This is a genomic window from Photobacterium atrarenae (assembly GCF_024380015.1).
Taxonomy (GTDB): Bacteria; Pseudomonadota; Gammaproteobacteria; order Enterobacterales; family Vibrionaceae; genus Photobacterium; species Photobacterium atrarenae.
In genome coordinates, this window is record NZ_CP101509.1 from 1,381,287 (window position 1) to 1,399,165 (window position 17,879).

The 17,879-nt window shown below is 52.1% G+C and carries 16 protein-coding genes; 12 read left to right on the forward strand and 4 right to left on the reverse strand.

The window, feature by feature from the left end; genetic code table 11:
• Nucleotides 1-37: 37 nt before the first annotated feature.
• Nucleotides 38-910, reverse strand: coding sequence for an NAD(P)-dependent oxidoreductase (locus tag NNL38_RS22265; RefSeq protein ID WP_255391050.1), 873 nt, complete (start codon nt 908-910; stop codon nt 38-40).
• A gap of 238 nt (nt 911-1,148) precedes the next feature.
• Between NNL38_RS22265 and NNL38_RS22270 the strand changes: the two genes are divergently transcribed.
• The 6 genes from NNL38_RS22270 (at nt 1,149) to NNL38_RS22295 (ending at nt 7,374) form a co-directional block, all read left to right on the forward strand.
• Nucleotides 1,149-1,694 carry a hypothetical protein gene (locus tag NNL38_RS22270; RefSeq protein ID WP_255391051.1) on the forward strand — a complete coding sequence of 182 codons (546 nt, stop codon included), beginning with the start codon at nt 1,149-1,151 and terminating at the stop codon, nt 1,692-1,694.
• Nucleotides 1,695-1,939: 245 nt separating this feature from the next.
• On the forward strand, nt 1,940-3,757 hold the full coding sequence (gene secD / locus NNL38_RS22275; RefSeq protein WP_255391052.1) for a protein translocase subunit SecD: 1,818 nt from the start codon (nt 1,940-1,942) through the stop codon (nt 3,755-3,757).
• Nucleotide 3,758: 1 nt separating this feature from the next.
• A complete protein-coding gene (gene secF, locus NNL38_RS22280; RefSeq protein ID WP_255391053.1) occupies nt 3,759-4,655 on the forward strand; it encodes a protein translocase subunit SecF in 897 nt (298 codons plus the stop codon).
• 266 nt (nt 4,656-4,921) lie between these two features.
• A complete protein-coding gene (locus NNL38_RS22285; RefSeq protein ID WP_255391054.1) occupies nt 4,922-5,626 on the forward strand; it encodes a hypothetical protein in 705 nt (234 codons plus the stop codon).
• A gap of 83 nt (nt 5,627-5,709) precedes the next feature.
• Nucleotides 5,710-6,900: a cystathionine beta-lyase gene (locus NNL38_RS22290; RefSeq protein WP_255391055.1), complete on the forward strand. Its 1,191-nt coding sequence runs from the start codon at nt 5,710-5,712 to the stop codon at nt 6,898-6,900.
• 132 nt (nt 6,901-7,032) lie between these two features.
• On the forward strand, nt 7,033-7,374 hold the full coding sequence (locus NNL38_RS22295; protein WP_255391056.1) for a hypothetical protein: 342 nt from the start codon (nt 7,033-7,035) through the stop codon (nt 7,372-7,374).
• A gap of 275 nt (nt 7,375-7,649) precedes the next feature.
• On the opposite strand, the gene NNL38_RS22300 is transcribed toward NNL38_RS22295, so the two are convergent.
• Complete coding sequence (locus NNL38_RS22300) at nt 7,650-7,925, reverse strand: hypothetical protein (RefSeq protein WP_255391057.1); 276 nt, start codon at nt 7,923-7,925, stop codon at nt 7,650-7,652.
• 343 nt (nt 7,926-8,268) lie between these two features.
• Entirely contained in the window at nt 8,269-8,484 is a 216-nt protein-coding gene (locus NNL38_RS22305; protein WP_255391059.1) for a hypothetical protein, read from the reverse strand.
• Nucleotides 8,485-8,694: 210 nt separating this feature from the next.
• Here NNL38_RS22305 and NNL38_RS22310 point away from each other — a divergent pair, with 210 nt between their 5' ends.
• The 4 genes from NNL38_RS22310 (at nt 8,695) to NNL38_RS22325 (ending at nt 13,993) form a co-directional block, all read left to right on the forward strand.
• Entirely contained in the window at nt 8,695-9,618 is a 924-nt protein-coding gene (locus NNL38_RS22310; RefSeq protein WP_255391060.1) for a cation diffusion facilitator family transporter, read from the forward strand.
• Between the two features lie 207 nt (nt 9,619-9,825).
• On the forward strand, nt 9,826-10,212 hold the full coding sequence (locus NNL38_RS22315; protein WP_255391061.1) for a hypothetical protein: 387 nt from the start codon (nt 9,826-9,828) through the stop codon (nt 10,210-10,212).
• Nucleotides 10,213-10,568: 356 nt separating this feature from the next.
• On the forward strand, nt 10,569-11,906 hold the full coding sequence (gene astB, locus NNL38_RS22320) for an N-succinylarginine dihydrolase (protein ID WP_255391062.1): 1,338 nt from the start codon (nt 10,569-10,571) through the stop codon (nt 11,904-11,906).
• Between the two features lie 377 nt (nt 11,907-12,283).
• Nucleotides 12,284-13,993: a phospho-sugar mutase gene (locus NNL38_RS22325; RefSeq protein WP_255392311.1), complete on the forward strand. Its 1,710-nt coding sequence runs from the start codon at nt 12,284-12,286 to the stop codon at nt 13,991-13,993.
• 83 nt (nt 13,994-14,076) lie between these two features.
• Here the strand turns inward: NNL38_RS22325 and NNL38_RS22330 are convergent, their stop codons facing one another.
• The gene (locus NNL38_RS22330) at nt 14,077-14,529 is read right to left on the reverse strand and encodes an exoribonuclease R (RefSeq protein WP_255391063.1); all 453 of its coding nucleotides are present in this window, start codon (nt 14,527-14,529) and stop codon (nt 14,077-14,079) included.
• Between the two features lie 179 nt (nt 14,530-14,708).
• Here NNL38_RS22330 and mrcB point away from each other — a divergent pair, with 179 nt between their 5' ends.
• A complete protein-coding gene (gene mrcB / locus NNL38_RS22335; RefSeq protein WP_255391064.1) occupies nt 14,709-17,063 on the forward strand; it encodes a penicillin-binding protein 1B in 2,355 nt (784 codons plus the stop codon).
• 52 nt (nt 17,064-17,115) lie between these two features.
• Nucleotides 17,116-17,664 carry an NUDIX domain-containing protein gene (locus tag NNL38_RS22340; protein WP_255391065.1) on the forward strand — a complete coding sequence of 183 codons (549 nt, stop codon included), beginning with the start codon at nt 17,116-17,118 and terminating at the stop codon, nt 17,662-17,664.
• The last annotated feature ends 215 nt before the right edge of the window (nt 17,665-17,879 follow it).

Here is a 17,879-nt window from a genome sequence, read left to right on the forward strand (position 1 = left end):
CAGCAAGTCGCAGCGTCTCTAAACACTGCGCTTATTGCTACTGATCAAACTGCTTGATCAGCACTGACGTATCCGCGCGGTTATAGCCGCGTGCTTGCAGCGCTTCGTACTTTTCATCGACCTGCTTGGTCAGGGGTAGCGCTACGCCTAGTTTTTCCGCAGCCTCAAAACAGATCCCGAGATCTTTGCGCATCCAGTCGATGGCAAAGCCGAAATCAAACTTATCTTCAGCCATGGTCACCGCCCGATTTTCCAGCTGCCAGGAGCCGGCGGCGCCGTGTTTGAGCACTTCCGTCATTTTTTCAATATCCAATCCGGCTGATTTGGCCAGCGTGATTGCTTCGGACAAACCTTGCAACACCCCGGCAATACAGATCTGGTTAGCCATTTTGGTGATCTGCCCGTAACCAACATCTCCCATCAGGGTGGTGGCTTTGGCAAAGCTGTCCATGACGGGTTTGGCGATAGCAAAGACGTCTGGCTTGCCGCCAACCATGACAGTCAGGCAGCCATTGACCGCACCGGCTTCGCCACCGGAAACCGGGGCATCCATAAATGCCATCTCTTTTGCTTCAGCCTGGCTGGCAATCTCGCGTGCAATCTCCGCCGAAGCGGTGGTGTTGTCGATCAGAATGGTGCCTGGCTTGGCGTGGGTGAGAATACCGGATGGGCCGCAGTAGACTTCACGCAGATCGTCGTCATTGCCGACACAGGTGAAGACAAAGTCAGCATTTTTGGCGGCATCGCCCGGTGTAAGCGCATACTGACCGTCATAAGTTCCGACCCACTGCTCTGCTTTGGCTGTGGTGCGGTTAAAGACGGTGACTTGGTGCCCTGCTTTGGCCAGATGTCCGGCCATTGGGAAGCCCATAGTTCCCAGTCCGATAAATGCAATGTTCTTAGGTGTCATCTTTTGCTTCCCTGTTTGTCTGAGTCGTCAGGCGATTGGGCATCACTATAAAGAACCCGCCTCGCGTCAGCAACGAAAAATCGGTTTAGTCCCTATGGGGCGCAACGTCAGGATATTGCAACATTTTCAACCTGAACTCGAAAAGTGTGCGCTAGCGCAAATATTTTCTTGTTTCATGGCAACAAGCATCTTATGATGCGAACATTGATGCATTGTGGCGATTGGGAGTGCTTGTCGTATGCTCCGGAAGTTTCTGAGCATGGTTTTGTTGGTGTTGTGGATTGGGCTGGGTGCAATTGTGCCGGCTTCTGCACATCTGCCAACACCGGTACAACCTGAATTGTCATCGGCGACGCAAGCCCACGCACGGTTGGCTGTGGCCGATCATTCCCCCTTTGAACAATCTGCATCGCAAGACTTTTGCCATACACTGGCAGATGTATTTATGTGGCATGCACCATGTGCGAAGACGACAGCGTCGCAGGATAGTGATAATCATCAACATGCACCCGCTGAGCGGCAACTGGATCCGGCGCTGATTGGCCCTTCCCGGATCGGAATTGGCAGCCGGGATGACGCGGACGACACCGAGCCGCTGTATCTGCTGGCCATTGAGTTGCCGATTGAGCCAGTACCGAGTTTTGTCGTCGGTTATCGTATCGATTTTCATGCCACACGGGACTGGACCCGCCGGGTGCGCCCATCTGCCGGGCGTATTGGCGGTTGGAAAGACAGTAACCGGCTCTATCAACCCTATCAACATCGCTTTTCTCTTCTCGACTGATCGCGTCTGATTGGACGCGATAACAGGCTTGCCGTTTTTGCAGCACCTGTCATACCAATCTGAAAACATTTCGGGTCATTTTCCTCATGAAAAGTTGTTCACCGACCGAGTCAGATTGGTATCACGATCAAGCGCCGCCAGGCCCTCAACAGTGGGCTGGCGTAACATCATTTTCCGACCACTGTCGGATATTGGACTTTGGCTTCTGTCTGACAGGGCCGGAGCCTCGTGTATGGTGAAAAACAATGAGAAAGAGACAAACCCAACGGCGGATGAATCACTACCCGGCATGGAAATATGCCGTGTTAGTGCTCTCCCTTGCCGTCATGCTACTGAGCGCCTTACCGAGCTGGTACGGTGAAGATGCTGCTGTTCAGATCGCAGCCACTGCCGGAGCCGGACCTGATATCGTCCAGCTTCAACGCGATTTAACTTCAAGGGGGATTGCGGTCAAACGGATTGATCAGCAACCGGATAAAACCGTGGTTATCCTGCAGCAATCCACCCAGCAGGCCGCAGCCAAGCAAGCACTGGCTGAACTGCTCGGCGTAAAAGGGAGTGATGCCCGGTTGACGCTGGCAATGTCAGCGGCGGCACCAGACTGGTTGCAGCGGCTGGGCTTTGCGCCGATCAAACTGGGACTGGATTTGCGCGGCGGGGTTCAGTTTCTGCTGGATGTTGACCTTGCACCCGTCTATCAGGCACAAGCGGAGCAGCTTCGCGAGAGTCTGCAGCAGGCCTTGCGCCAGCAAGGGATCCGCCAGGTCCGGGTGGCATTGGCCGGAGCGGATCACCTGACTGTGTCTGTGCCCTCATCGGAAGCGGCAGGGAAAGTTCGGCAGTACCTGCGACAACAAGCGCCACAATGGCAAGTGGCCCATGGCGTTGGGAATCAGCTGACCTTAACGCTGAGCCCGGAGGAGCAACGCGAGCTACGCCAACTTACGGTGCAGCAAAACTTGCAAATTATGCGCAGCCGGATTGAAGAGTTGGGGATCACCGAAGCGCTGGTGCAGCGTCAGGGAGAAAACCGGATCCGAATTGAGTTGCCCGGGGTTCAGGAACCTGCGGCGGCCAAACGGGTCATCGGGGCGACAGCCAGCCTGGCATTTCATGCTGTGCAGGCAACCGGGAGAACGATTGTTATCCCTGACGAGCAGGGGCAGTCGGTCCGCCTTGCGCGTCAGCCGGTGTTGACCGGCGAGCATATTGTTGATGCCCGGGCCGGTTTTGGTGAAATGGGCACCGCGGAAGTGAATATTACGCTCGACAGGGCGGGCGGACGACAGATGTCGGTATTTTCCCGTCAGCATATTGGTCAGGCGATGGCGACAGTTTTTCGTGAATACCGCCCGAATGCAGTCGGGGGCACTGAGCAGCACAGCAAAGTGATCAGTGTCGCCACCATTCAGAGCCAATTGGGGCATCGGTTTCGGATCACGGGGGCCGGCAGTATTACCGATGCCCAGGAGCTGGCCCTGTTGCTACGAGCCGGCTCGCTCACCGCGCCGGTGACGATCGTAGAAGAACGGACGATTGGTCCGACGCTTGGGGCCGAGAATATTGAAAGTGGATTTGCCGCTCTGGGGCTGGGCTTGGGGTTGACTCTATTGTTTATGGCGCTGTGGTACCGGCGTTTGGGCTGGGTGGCGAATGTCGCGCTGATCGCCAATATGGTGATGCTGTTCGGTTTGTTGGCACTGATCCCTGGCGCTGTGCTGACCTTGCCAGGGATTGCCGGTCTGGTGCTGACGGTAGGAATGGCGGTCGATACCAATGTGCTGATTTTTGAGCGGATCCGCGACAAGCTCAAAGTGGGGCATAGCCTGGCACAAGCCATTGACCAGGGCTTTCGAAGTTCCTTTACGACTATCTTTGATGCGAATTTCACCACGATGATCACCGCAGTGGTGCTTTATGCTGTGGGAAATGGCCCGGTTCAGGGGTTTGCCCTTACCCTGGGTCTTGGCCTGCTCACCAGTATGTTTACCGGTATTTTTGCTTCCCGTGCTCTGATTAACCTGGTCTGGGGCCGTGATGTACGACACGAGGTGCGAATTTAAGATGATGATTTCGATGAAAAATGCTACTCAGTGGCGCTATGTTACAACGGCTATTTCCGTGATTTTTCTGGTTGTATCTCTGGTCATGATCGGGGTGCGTGGCTTGAACTGGGGACTGGATTTTACCGGCGGGGTGGTCGCTGAGGTTCAGCTTGATCCGGTGGTGACTAACCATCAACTGGATCAGGTGCTGGAGACCGCGCTGCATCAGGATGTTAGTGTGATTGCCGCGGGAGAGCCCGGCCGCTGGGTACTGCGCTATGCCATCCCAGAGCCAGGCGCGCAAGTGGATATTACGGCGTCCCTGAAAACGCTGGATGCTGAAGGGTTGGTGCTGAACACCAGTATGGTCGGGCCGCAGGTGGGGCAGGAGCTGGCAGAGCAGGGGGGATTGGCGTTGCTGGTCTCTGTCTTGTGTATCCTGGGTTATCTCAGCTACCGCTTCGAGTGGCGGCTGGCTTCCGGTGCTGTGATTGCCCTGTTTCATGATGTTACTTTTGTGTTGGGCTTTTTTGCCGCCACACAAACGGAGTTTAATCTGACTGTGCTGGCGGCAGTGCTGGCTATTCTCGGTTATTCCCTCAATGACTCGATCATTATTGCGGATCGTATCCGGGAAGTGTTGCTTGCCAAGCCTCAGGCGCCGATCCGCCAGATCAGCAATGAAGCGTTAGCTGCAACCATATCTCGCACGCTGGTGACCTCCGGGACAACGCTGATGACGGTGGGGGCTCTGTGGCTGTTGGGCGGTGGAGCGCTGGCAGGGTTTGCTTTGGCGATGTTTATCGGCATCCTGACCGGAACCTGGTCGTCGATCTCTGTCGGGACAGTGTTGCCTGAGTTGCTGAAGTTGCAGGCCCGGCATTATCTGCCACCCCCGGTCAGCGAAGCACCGTGACTCTCTAGACAAAGGCCGCTCCAGCGGCTTTTGTCTTAGTTTTGAGACGAATAGAACTCTTTTATGACACTATTCATTTTTTGTGTGCAAATTTATCATTGCTTGTCGATACTAAATTTAAATTCACTTTTTAAACTGTACGGTTTGTCACAAGGTTGGGTTGCTTGAATCGCGATGGAAAGTGAATAGCAACCGAGGTTGCATTGATTGTTCGTGAGCGTGACGAGTCTCAACTGAATAAACAGATAGATGACAAAGGCAGTATTATGTACGACACAGAAATGAAGTTAAATCATCGAATTGTCCAGTTTGTTGATGCGCAATTGCATGAGCTACTTGACACTGAGTCGGTGACAGAGAGCTGTGCGGACAGCGGTAACCAAGCCATGCATGACGCCATGGTGTCGATCCTGACGCAGTACTTATCTGGGTTGAAGGCGATCAATTGTCTGCTGAATAAAGGATTTGTGGCCCAAACGCGAGGGATTTTTCAAACCCTAGGGGATGATTACGAAGATATTATTTTCCTTAGTCTGCCGTGCCAGGACGGGCAAATGACGCCGCTTCATCATGCGTACCTTAAAAGTGTTGCCGGCGCAGAATATCATGGTTGCTATAGCCCGATTTCCCGCTGTGAAATTCGCAATATGATCAAGCAGGCGAAAAACATCAATCATAATGTGTTTCAGCTCTATCCTAAGAAGCAGGCACTTCAGGTGCTGCGCCCTCATGGTGGGAAACCCTGCTCGGTTGAGGTGGCGATCGATCTGCACCGACATTTTGCCTATAAAGCCATTTTGCTGGCCGTGCTGACGGCTAAAGTGGCCGGCAACCTCGAGGTTATGGGAGCCTGCCTGAACTTCCGCGCCCATTTGGAAATGACTGACTCTCGGGCTGTGATGTTCGATTTGCCAAGTATGCCGCAGCCGCAAACAGTTCGCTCAGAACCGCGTTATGCTGCGGTGAGATAAAGTATAACTCCCTCGGCTACCCAAGATAATCTGAATTGTGTTAACGTCAAAGTAAGCCGTTCATAAGGGAATTTGGGTAGACCATGGGAAAAAAACAGTTAGACACCAAAATTATTACTGCCGGTCGCGATAAAAAGTGGACCCAGCAGCTGGTAAATCCGCCAGTCAGCCGCGCCTCAACGGTTGTATTTGACTCCGTTGCAGAGATGAATCATGCAACGGCAAATCGAGCCAATAAAACGTTATTTTACGGACGCCGGGGAACCAATACCCACTTTGCTTTTCAGGATGCGATGGTGGCGCTTGAAGGCGGGGTCGGCTGCGCATTGTATCCCTGTGGTACCGCAGCCATCACCAATGCGATTTTGTCTTTCGTCAAAGCGGGTGATCACATTCTGATGGTTGACGGGGTGTATGAGCCTACCCGGGATTTCTGTGACAAGATCCTCGACAAAATGGGGGTGGAAACCACCTATTATGATCCGATGATTGGAGAAGGGATCCGCGATCTGATCCGTCCGAATACCACGGTCCTGTTCCTGGAATCACCTTGTTCGATCACCATGGAAGTACAGGACGTGCCGACGCTGGCCAGGGTCGCTCATGAGCACGATCTGGTGGTGATGCTGGATAACACCTGGGCATCACCGATCCACTTCCAGCCGTTTGAACACGGGGTTGATATTTCGATTCAGGCTGCGACTAAATATATTGTCGGTCACTCGGATGTGATGCTGGGAACGGCGACGGCCAATGAACGCTGCTGGGACCAACTCCGTGAAAGCAGCTACCTGATGGGGCAGTGTACTTCTCCGGATGATATCTATCTGGCGATGCGTGGTCTGCGTACGTTGGGTGTACGCCTGAAACAGCATGAGCAAAGTAGCCTGAAAGTTGCGCAATGGCTGGCAGCGCGTGAGGAAGTGGATCATGTTCGCCACCCGGCCATGGAAACTTGTGAGGGGCATGCGTTCTTTCAGCGTGATTTCAAAGGGGGGAATGGCCTGTTCTCTGTGGTGCTCAACCGCGGCAATACCGAGGCACTGACGGCAATGCTGGACGGGATGGAGCACTTTAGTATGGGGTACTCCTGGGGCGGATTTGAAAGCCTGATCCTGGCCAATGAGAATATCAATGCATTGAGAACGGCAAAGAAGAAGGATTTCGCTGGGCCGATGTTGCGCCTGCATATTGGCTTGGAAGATGTCGATGATTTGATCCGAGATCTCGAAGCTGGCTTTGAACGCTTTAATGCGGTGCTCAATCACCAATAATCCGGCAACGTAAGCCCCAGGCTGCGCGAGCCGTAGCCTGAACCTCTCCCGCCCCTCACCGTTTCACCATACTTTTCAAAGAACTGTCTAGACTAATAAGACATTCGGTAAATAAATCAGTAGGGGCCTTTCATGAAGTACATTTTTCACTGGAGCGTTTTGACGACACTGATAGTGACACTTTTGGGGTGTAGCAGTTCAGAAATCGACGAATACCGGCTTTTTCCTGATGAATATGTCAGTGAGGTCGAATACGACAGTATTTATTACTATGGGTATAATCAGGGCTGTGAAAGCGCGCTAAATATCAGCGGTGTTGCGGACATGGATTATCTCAAAGATATCACGCTAGATAATAGTGACACCCGGTTTAACGAAGGGTGGGAAGACGGGAATACAGCTTGTGAGGGAGGCAATCGACAGATAATGCCGTCCTTGTTGATGACTGGCCAGGTTTCAGAGAAGGGCTATTGAACGAATTGACGTCATGATATTGTCGGAGAGTAGAAGGTATTTTGGCGGTTTGGTGATCAGGTTGAAGCCATGGCAAAGGCCGAAATTCAAACGACTCAATCTAGTTCGGATGATAAATATATGATACTGGTTTTATAATTGGTTGTGTTTGATGAGATAAAAAAAACAGACCATGATGGTCTGTTTTATTTACCAATATTACAAAAGCAAAAAATTAAACCTAGCCACATACTTCATGGTTATTCATTTTTGAACGTAATATTTTTTACAGTTGCTTATGCAGCATTAGGTTGGGTCAATGTGTGAACCTGGCCTTCTTGGAACGCTACGGGAACCACTGCATGGACTTCGGGCAGTAAAAGGAACGCATCTTGATTCGTTTCAATCACGACTTGCAGATGCTGATCCAATGCCTTGTATAGCTGAGGAGTTCGTAGTTGTTTACCTTGATTGCCAAACTGACTGTATTGACCTTTACTGGCGTAGACCCAAATCTTGAAGGGATCTTTGCCCCGTTCGAGCTGCTCGATAAAATCGGCAATATGTCTCATAAAAGTCCTTTTTGTTATCATCAATATTTTAATATTGACTGTCCTATTATGGGAGCAAGGTAATTTTTTTCAATTTGAAATCAGCTGTTCTTAGTAATTAATGTGATCTTGGTATTGTTCTGTGAAAATATCGAATGAAAAATTCATCAAACTGATAAGTCAGATAATAATAAGTGATTCAGTTCTGATTGATGAATATTTTATTAAAAGCTGAAGAACCATTTGTGATTCACACAAGATTTTAAACTGGTTGCATATTTTGGTGTCTGTTTATTGTTTCGGATTTACTCGGTCTTACTGAGCAACTTAGTCCGTCAGATCTGGCTGGCTTGGGATAGCGCCCTTAGCTGCTTGGTGTTGGCTTGAGGAGCAGAATGGGTTGCGGTTGCGGCATGGCTTCCTGCGTCCGGTACAGCTCCATATATTGTTGGCGGAACTGGTGTGCATCCACTCCGTGAGGCAGGCTGGTTTGAGTCAATGACGTTGAGCTGCAACCGGATAAGCTGAGGAATGCGGCCAAAACGAACTGACGTGAAAATGGAACGTGCTTACTGATCATTGGCTGTTCCGTGCTGTGTCATAACGACGACAATATTCGCCGTGATTTGGTAAACCTTCTGCCATACAATTATAACTCAATCTTAAGACATGTCGCTTTTTTGAGACGCGATGAAGTGTCATGATGCATCCTTCTGTTAAATATGCGACCGGTATTGCGTGTTTGTTGATACCACAACGCAAAATTGGTAATTCGTAAGCGAGTGAAAATATGTCTGAAAGCCCGGTTCAAGTGATTCGCAAAGCTACCTGGGTGGGCTCTGTGGCGAACGTTGGTCTGGCCATCGTTAAAATTGGGGTCGGGAAGCTGACTGGCAGCCAGGCTCTGGTAGCTGATGGCGTCCATAGTTTTTCTGATCTTGTGACAGATACGGCAATTTTGATTGGGTCCAGGTACTGGACGGCGCCGGCGGATAAAAATCATCCTTATGGTCACGGTCGCTTCGAAACCCTGACCAATATCTTTATCGGCATGCTGCTGGCTGCTGTCGGGCTGGGGATTGGATGGGATTCTCTCCAGGCGTTGGGCCAGCCGCCCTCTGCAACACCTGGCCTGCTTGCTTTTGCGGCGGCAGTAGTCTCCATCGTGGTGAAAGAAGGCCTGTATCGCTGGACGTTGGTCCAGGCGAAGCGGATTAACAGCCGCGCCTTGCACGCCAATGCCTGGCATCATCGCACGGATGCGCTGAGCTCACTACCGGTCGCTGTGGCCGTGATCGTCAATTACCTGGTCCCTGATTTGCATTATCTGGATCAAGTTGCAGCACTGCTGGTGACCGCGATGATCTTGAAAGCGGCTGTTGAGATCCTCTGGCCGGCTTTACTCGAACTGACGGAGGCAGAAGCGGATAGCCAGATTGAAACGAAGATCCAGCAATATGCGGCTGATGATCCGGATATCTGTGAAGTCCATGCCATTCGTAGCCGCCGAACCGGCAGCACGATATTACTGGATTTTCATTTATTGGTGGATCCTGCGATGAGCGTGGATCAGGCGCATACCATCAGCGAAAACTTTAAATCCCACATTCTGGTTAAGCTTGATGAGGTGGTGGATGTGATTATCCATATTGAGCCCTACACGTGCGCCGAGCGGGTGATTAATCCGTGTTGTGATGACCATTCCTGTGATTGATGCCCCAGGCCTGCGCTAATGTTGCACGGCGCAGGCCTGAAGGGAGATTTTCTTAGCTGTTTTTGTGGTTTTGGTACTTTTTTGCTGTTGTCTTATCGATGAGATAGGGGGTGCCCGCAGGTTTTCACTAGGCTTTAGTTGTTCCGTCAAATTGCGTCTTGGACGCTACAGGCACCAAGCGCCTGCAGGTTGAAGAAGGGATATACTATGCCGTTAATTCGAATTAAGTCGTTGCCGTTTGCACAGGAAGCCAGAGTGACTGAAACGGTGACCACCTTATCACAGGCCGTCTCGGATGCCGCTAAGATTCCGCTGCATCATATTATGATCACATGGGAATATTTGCCTGCCGGACATTTTGCCCATCACGGTAAAGTGGTCGACTGCCAACCTGAAGCCACGCATCCGTTACTGGTGGACCTGATCGCGCCGAATTTCAACACCGAAGCACAAATTGCGGCGATGCTGGAGCTGATCGCCCATACGATTGCCGAGCAGGTTCCCGTCGAAAAAAATAATATTTTCATCAATTTTACGCCGGCATACAGTGATGGCGTTTATGACGAAGGCCATGTCGTCGAGTGGGATTTATAACCTAATCGACGCTCAGAAGCCTGATCGCGTACACAAAATTGAAAAAAGTCAGCGTATTTTGGGCTGACTTTTTTGTATTGAGAAATGGGTAAATATGTATTCGTTATTTTACGCTGTTTACTGGCGAGCACAGGTAAATCGAGGCCTTGGTGGGTGAATAGGCTGAAAAATTCTAGCCTGGCATCGGTAGGGAGTATACATGGGGAAAATGGCAATTTCTTAACGGGTGAATAGTCATGCTATGTAGTAGTGATACTATCTAATATATGAGTAGAGCATGGCATATTGTGCCGCACTTGTTGATATTGTAAATGTTTTGTTATCTTTACGATGTTATGAACAAACATGGAATGTCTATGAAAGCACTTGAAGCAAATTTCGATGGGTTGGTGGGGCCAACTCATAACTACAGTGGATTATCTTACGGTAATGTGGCGTCGGCAAAAAATCAGGCTGCCCCGTCAAACCCGAAAGAGGCTGCTAAGCAAGGGCTGTCTAAAATGAAAGCTCTGGCCGACATGGGCATGGTACAAGGGGTATTAGCCCCGCAAGAGCGTCCGGATGTTCAGACGCTTCGTCGCCTTGGTTTTACCGGGAGTGATCAGACGGTGATTGAGCAAGCCGCAAAACAGGCGCCGAAAGTGCTGGCTGCGTGTTGCTCAGCCTCAAGTATGTGGACGGCTAACGCGGCGACAGTTTCACCGTCGGCAGATACAGCAGACGGTAAGGTCCACTTCACGCCGGCAAACCTGACTAATAAGTTCCACCGTTCGATTGAGCACGATGTCACCGGTCGGATCCTGAAAGCGACGTTTGCCTCTCCGGAACACTTTGCGCACCATCCGGCACTGCCAACCGTTGAACATTTTGGCGATGAAGGTGCAGCGAACCACACGCGTTTCTGCCATCAGTATGATGAGCAGGGCGTGGAGTTCTTTGTCTTTGGTCGGTATGCATTTGACAGTCGTCATCCGGCGCCGAAGAAATTCCCGGCCCGCCACACTTTTGAAGCTTGTGAGGCTGTTGCGCGTTTGCATCAACTGGATCCAAATAAAGTCGTGATCGCGCAGCAGAATCCGGATGTGATTGATCAGGGTGTATTCCACAATGACGTCATTGCGGTCGGTAACCGTGACATCCTGTTCTGTCACGAGCAGGCCTTCCTGGATCAGCAAGGTGTGTACAGCCAGCTGACGGAGAAAATGGGCGGTCAGTTCAATGTGATTGAAGTACCGACCAATGCGGTGTCGGTAGAAGATGCCGTGCACAGTTACCTGTTTAACTCTCAGCTGGTATCGCTGCCATCGGGTGAGACCATGCTGGTGCTGCCGGAAGAGTGTCGTAACAATCTAAATGTCTGGGCGTATGTCGAGCAATTGCTGGCTGAGAAGCGTGGCATCGATAAGGTTCAGGTGTTTGACCTGAAGCAAAGTATGGCCAATGGTGGCGGTCCGGCATGTCTGCGTTTGCGTGTGGTGCTGAATGAGCAGGAGCGTCAGGCGGTGAACCCGTCAACCCTGATGAACGATGCATTGTTCGGGCGCCTGAACCAGTGGGTCGATCGCCATTACCGCGACAGCTTGGTTGAAGCCGATCTGGCCGATCCGCAACTGGTGATGGAATCCCGCACCGCGCTGGATGAGCTGACCCAGATCCTGTCTTTGGGGAGTGTCTATCCGTTCCAGCGAGCGTAATATCTCATGGAAAGCGGTATCGAAGGGTACCGCTTTTTGTCCAAACCCCTCAATTCTTTCCTGATCCCGGCTGATCTACAAATTTTTGCTGTCTGTTGCCTTCATATCCACAGTCGGACTCCTCTTGATTGAAGCTGATGCTAAACCAGATTACAGGCAACATGGTTGCAAATGGGATCCCCTCTATACTTTCAGGTATCGCTTGAAAGGGGCGGCTTGTCATCGCCGGATAAGTCCCCAGCGCAGTGAAACAACCTGAAACCGATGAATCTTTGCGCGATTGACGTGTCAGAGAATCATATGATGAGAGTAATGGGTGATAATGACTATCATTTGTATTACTGTGTTCTGAAACTTGCGTTGTAGGAATAGTCATGATGAAGACAGAAATAGCACGTTGGTTAGCACGTGACCCGGATCCGAAAACCCGTGAAGAGCTGCAACAGTTGATTGATGCAAATGATGAGACCGAGCTGGCTGAGCGCTTCTCCGGACGTCTGGCGTTTGGGACCGCTGGCCTTCGCGGTATCGTCGGCGCCGGCCCGAACCGAATGAACCACTTGGTGATTCAGGAAACGGCAACCGGGCTGGGTCAGTATCTGCTGGCGACCGAGCCTGATGCGGCGGAACGTGGGGTGATTATCGGATTTGATGGCCGGCCTGACTCAAAGCGCTTTGCCCATGAAACCGCTTCGGCGCTGACAGCGCAAGGGATTAAAGTTTATATGACCACCCATGTGGCACCGACGCCTATGGTGGCCTTCGGCGTGAAGCATTTTGAGGCTGCGGCCGGGGTGGTGGTCACTGCTAGTCATAACCCACCGGCCTATAATGGCTTTAAAGTGTACTGGGGCAATGGCGCACAGATTATTCCGCCACATGACAGCGGCATCGCGGAGAAGATTGACCAGGCGACTCAGCAAGCGCTGAATTTATTGGATCTGGAGCAGGCAAAACAGAAAGGGCTCCTGTATTGGCTCAGTGAATCATTCTATGACATCTATCGTCAGGCGCTCAATCAAAGTGCCTTGCTCTCGAACCATACCCGACCTGAAATGGTCAGCATCGCCTATACCGCCATGCATGGGGTGGGCGCGCACATGGCCGAGTCGCTGCTGGCTGATGCCGGTTTCAGCAAGGTGTACAGCGTGGCTGCGCAGCGTGAGCCGGACGGTACTTTCCCGACGGTCAACTTCCCGAACCCGGAAGAGCCGGGAGCGATGGATATGGTCATTGAAGAGGCTAAAAAGCACGATGCTACCCTGGCGTGTGCCAATGATCCGGATGCCGACCGGTTTGCGGTGGCTGTGCGCACCGATGCCGGGGAATATCAGATGCTGACCGGTGATCAGGTGGGTGTGCTGCTGGGTCATTACCTGCTGACACATGCCGAGCCGGGACAAAATCTGGTGGGCACCACGATTGTCTCTTCGAGCCTATTGAAACAAGTGGCGAAAGCACTGGATGCGAGCTATTTCCAGACCCTGACCGGGTTTAAGTGGCTGACCAATGTTGCGATGCAGCGCCAGAGTGAAGAGAGACGATTCTTGTTTGCTTATGAAGAAGCGCTGGGCTACACCGTTGGGAGTGAAGTGTGGGATAAAGACGGTTTGTCCGCCCTGGTGGCATTTGCCCAGTTAACGGCGGAGCTGGCTGCCCAGGGGAAAACGATTTGGGATCAGTTGGAGTCGATCTACCGTGAACATGGCTTGTACCTGAATGCGCAGCGCAGTATTGCCCTGCGGCCGGGTGCGCCGTCGATTGGTGAGCAATTGCGTGCCGAGCCGCCGACCAGTATTGCCGGCCGCCAGGTGATGATCACCGAAGATCTGAAATCATCCCAGCGGATCAGTGCCGACGGTTCGGTTGAGCCGATCGATTTGCCGGCGAGTGACGTGCTGATTTACCATCTGGATGATGACTCTCGGGTGGTGGTGCGTCCGTCAGGGACCGAGCCGAAACTGAAGTGTTACTACGAAGTGGTGGAGGCCATTTCCCATGAGGATACGCTTGAGCATGCCCGGCAACGGGCTGAAACGGCAATGGAAGAATTGATCCGATATCATCAGGAGTCCCTGCTGGGCTGAGCAACCGTTTAGTAGCGTTATTGAATGAGACATACCGTCAGGCAGGGTACTGACGGTATGTTGTTCGTTTGGTTGACGAGCGCTTATCCTTTGCGCTTGTCATTCAGTTCGGCATAGCTATGCAGCAGATCGGTCAGAACTTTAATCCAGCCAAATGCGTCCTTCGGTGCTTGCTTGAGGATCATCTCAACTTGAGCGCAGTGTTGCTCCAGTGTGATCGCTTCTTCTAAATTGAATGAGATAGCGTAGAAGTGCCAGAGGAGCAAGCGGGTCATCCGCTCGATGTTTTGCTGTGCCTGTTCGGATTCGGCAAAGGCGTCGTTGACTTCACCCAAGGCGATTGCCGTCATGCGTAATAGGGCATCAAATCTTGCTGCCTGCATCCGCTCTTCATTGTCCACCTCTTCGTGATCAAAGGTAAACAACTCTTGCATTATGTCTTCCGGGACCATCCGGCCAATCACGCGTAAGCTGAATTCTTCAAGTTCATGGCGGGGCATGGTTAGCAGGCAATCAAGTTGGTAATCGCGTTCCATAGTTTTTCTCAGCAGCTCAATCAGGGCGCGTATTCTGCGTGATTTTGCCGTGAAAGGCCAGCCGCAGGGACAGGACGCCCGAGGTTTCTTTGACAGACCGATGACATTTGCGCACAAGGGCTCGGGTATCGTCTGGCCCGTTTATTCTCTGCTGCTTGCCCATTTTACTGCGAATGATCATGACAACATCCAAACAAAAACCGAATGTCCAACAACCCCCGACTGGTGATGCATCTCGTCAGGGGGCTTTTGCGTCTCCCGAACCGACACCACCGCCCGCTCGCCCCAAAAAGCGGTTGCTGAAAGTGTGTGTATTAGGCATGGCGTTGTTGGCCGGGGGTGGTGCCTGGATGGGCCACTCGCTGAACCAGGTGGTGACGGATAAATTTGAGGGGCAATTGTGGCAACTACCGTCTGTGGTATACGCCCGTGAGCTGACGTTGCAGCCTGGTGCGCTGATCCGATATGAAGACCTGGTCAATGAACTGGAAACACTTAAGTACCGGAAAGTCGTGAACCCGACCCAAAGTGGCGAGTATGCGACCAGTCGGCTCAAGGTGGAATTCATCCGTCGTCCGTTTGAATTTGCGGAAGGTGAGAAAGCACAGCAGCACGTGGTGGTAGAGTTCAGTTACTCGAAGGTCAAACGTATTTACGAGCCGGAGAGCGGTCGCGAGTACGGCACGTTCAGCGTTGAGCCGAAATTGCTCGGCATGCTGGAAGCCAAAACTGAGGAGCAGCGGATCTATCGTGCCAAAGAGGAGATGCCGCAGCCGTTGATCGATGCCTTGATAGCCACTGAAGATCGTGATTTTTACCAGCATGACGGCGTCTCGCCGGCTGCCATTGCCCGGGCCCTGGTAGCCAACCTCAAAGCTGGTCGGACAGTTCAGGGCGGCAGCACACTCACCCAACAGCTGGCCAAGAATATGTTTCTCAGTAGCGAGCGAAGTTTGTGGCGGAAACTCAAAGAAGCCTATATGGCGCTGATCATTGATTATCGCTACAGCAAAGATCAGATCCTGGATGCCTACCTGAACCAAATCTATCTGGCTCAGGCGGGCGCAGATGCTATCCACGGCTTTGAACTGGGCGCGCGGTTTTACTTTGGCCTGCCGCTTTCTGAGCTGCGCATTGATCAGCAGGCGTTGTTGGTTGGCCTGGTCAAAGGTCCTTCTTATTACAATCCCTGGCGTTATCCGGAGCGGGCAACAGCGCGGAGAAATCTGGTTCTGCGCCTGATGGTTGAGAATGGCAAACTTGAGCAGGCAGACTATGCGCGAGCCATCAAGCGCCCGTTGGATTTGCAGTCTAAAGGCCAGGTGGCGCACCGTCAGCCGGCTTACTTTGGGCAACTGGAGCGGGAGTTGGCGCAGAATGTCAAAGATTACCGTCCCGGTCAGGGCTTACGTTTGTTCACTACGCTCGATCCGGACTCGCAAGCTAAAGCGGAGCAGGCGGTGCGGAAGATCATCCCGCAACTGGAAAAGCGGGTCGGCAACGAACTGGAAACTGCAGTGGTGGTGGCCGATCGCCTGAGTGGTGAAATCCGCGCCATGGTTGGCGGCAGTCGTCCGGGGTTCGATGGTTTTAACCGGGCTGTGGATGCCCGGCGGCCGATTGGCTCTGTGGTCAAACCTGCGGTGTATTTATCCGCATTGGCGCAACCGGAGCGGTTCTCGCTGGCAACCTCCCTGGCCGATCGTCCACTGACGCTCACCGGCGCGAATGGTGAGCGCTGGTCGCCGCGTAATTATGATCGCCAGTACCGCGGTCAGGTACCTTTGTATCAGGCACTTGCCAAATCGTATAACGTGCCGACCGTAAATCTCGGTATGGCTGTCGGACTTGATCAGGTGATTGAGACGCTGGACTTGCTTGGGATTGATCGCCAGGAAGTGCCGAAATTGCCGTCCATTTTGTTGGGGGCCTTTACTCTGACCCCGGTTGAGGTAACCCAGATGTATCAGACCATTGCCAGCGGCGGGCTGAAAAGCGAGCTGACGGCGCTGAGCTCGGTGGTTGATAGTGAAGGAAACATCCTTTATCAGCGTATTCCGAAAGCGACCCGGGCGGTCTCGGAGCAGGCATCCTGGCTGACCTTGTACGCCATGCAGAAAGTGGTCACTGAAGGGACCGCCCGTTATCTGAATTCGGTGTTACCGTCATCTCGTTTGGCCGGCAAGACCGGGACTTCCGATAAAGGACGGGACAGCTGGTATGTTGGCATGGATGGCCGGGAAGTGGTGACCGTTTGGATGGGACGGGATGATAACAAGAGTGCAAATCTCACCGGATCATCCGGTCCCCTGCGTTTGTATGCCGACTATATCCAGCGTCGGGATCCGGAGCCTCTGGTGCTGCGCACGCCTGCGCAGGTGAAAGACTTTACCTATCAGCACAATTCGATGGGGGGACTCCAGCAGGCATGTATCGGTTCGACTAGTTTACCAGCATGGGATCCAAAAGGCTTACTCAAGCAAACCTGCGTCAAACAGGTCGAGCACTTCTTTCAGCGCTTGTTCAAGTGGTAACAGGTTCGCTAGAATGCCCGGCTTGTATGAAGTAGGAAGTAGATAAGCGAATATGCGATTACTGAGATCAACGGTTCACCCGGATATTGAAACCCTGGAAGGGCGTACATTTCATCGCAAAGCCGCCCGTGGCATTATTCTCGATGGAGAGAATATTCTGATGCTTTACACGGCGCGCTACCATGACTACACCTTGCCGGGAGGCGGGATTGATGCTGGAGAAGATGTGGTGCAGGGGTTGATCCGTGAGCTGGAAGAGGAAACCGGCGCACGCAATATCCGGGATATCCGTGAATTTGGTCGCTACGAAGAGTTTCGCCCCTGGTATAAGCCGGAGCACGACATTATGCACATGGAATCCTATTGCTATGTTTGTACCATTGATGCGAAGCTGGGGGAAACGCAATTTGAAGATTACGAAATCAACAATGGGATGAAACCCGTGTGGATGAATATCTTTGAAGCGATCCGCCATAACGAAGAAACGATGGCCAGCAGTGATAAGAAAGGAATGTCGATTGAACGAGAGACGTTTCTGCTCAAGCGCATTGTTGATGAATTGCTCTGCACACAGGATGGTGAATCCCGTCAGATCGCCTGATCTTGTCACCGTCCTGAGAAATCTGCCTGCAAAATCAGTTTCATCGGCTGGTTTGTGGGCGGATCACCCGCCGAACTTCAAAGAATGGACGCTTTCCATCTAAATCCTTTTAATTCATTGTTCTTTTCCGCCCTGTTGTACTAAACATGTTATAAGCAATGTGCAGTATATCAGGGGAGGCTGCCTTTTTATCCGGCATATTGCGTATCTTCCAC

What these genes read in the sequence shown, in the direction of transcription:
- NNL38_RS22310 (WP_255391060.1), top strand. Translation starts at nt 8,695, where the DNA reads ATGTCTGAAAGCCCGGTTCAAGTGATTCGCAAAGCTACCTGGGTGGGC.
- NNL38_RS22295 (WP_255391056.1), top strand. Translation starts at nt 7,033, where the DNA reads ATGAAGTACATTTTTCACTGGAGCGTTTTGACGACACTGATAGTGACA.
- NNL38_RS22270 (WP_255391051.1), top strand. Translation starts at nt 1,149, where the DNA reads ATGCTCCGGAAGTTTCTGAGCATGGTTTTGTTGGTGTTGTGGATTGGG.
- astB (WP_255391062.1), top strand. Translation starts at nt 10,569, where the DNA reads ATGAAAGCACTTGAAGCAAATTTCGATGGGTTGGTGGGGCCAACTCAT.
- NNL38_RS22325 (WP_255392311.1), top strand. Translation starts at nt 12,284, where the DNA reads ATGAAGACAGAAATAGCACGTTGGTTAGCACGTGACCCGGATCCGAAA.
- NNL38_RS22300 (WP_255391057.1), bottom strand. Translation starts at nt 7,925, where the DNA reads ATGAGACATATTGCCGATTTTATCGAGCAGCTCGAACGGGGCAAAGAT.
- NNL38_RS22340 (WP_255391065.1), top strand. Translation starts at nt 17,116, where the DNA reads ATGCGATTACTGAGATCAACGGTTCACCCGGATATTGAAACCCTGGAA.
- NNL38_RS22290 (WP_255391055.1), top strand. Translation starts at nt 5,710, where the DNA reads ATGGGAAAAAAACAGTTAGACACCAAAATTATTACTGCCGGTCGCGAT.
- mrcB (WP_255391064.1), top strand. Translation starts at nt 14,709, where the DNA reads ATGACAACATCCAAACAAAAACCGAATGTCCAACAACCCCCGACTGGT.
- NNL38_RS22315 (WP_255391061.1), top strand. Translation starts at nt 9,826, where the DNA reads ATGCCGTTAATTCGAATTAAGTCGTTGCCGTTTGCACAGGAAGCCAGA.
- secF (WP_255391053.1), top strand. Translation starts at nt 3,759, where the DNA reads ATGATGATTTCGATGAAAAATGCTACTCAGTGGCGCTATGTTACAACG.
- NNL38_RS22265 (WP_255391050.1), bottom strand. Translation starts at nt 910, where the DNA reads ATGACACCTAAGAACATTGCATTTATCGGACTGGGAACTATGGGCTTC.
- NNL38_RS22305 (WP_255391059.1), bottom strand. Translation starts at nt 8,484, where the DNA reads ATGATCAGTAAGCACGTTCCATTTTCACGTCAGTTCGTTTTGGCCGCA.
- NNL38_RS22330 (WP_255391063.1), bottom strand. Translation starts at nt 14,529, where the DNA reads ATGGAACGCGATTACCAACTTGATTGCCTGCTAACCATGCCCCGCCAT.
- NNL38_RS22285 (WP_255391054.1), top strand. Translation starts at nt 4,922, where the DNA reads ATGTACGACACAGAAATGAAGTTAAATCATCGAATTGTCCAGTTTGTT.
- secD (WP_255391052.1), top strand. Translation starts at nt 1,940, where the DNA reads ATGAGAAAGAGACAAACCCAACGGCGGATGAATCACTACCCGGCATGG.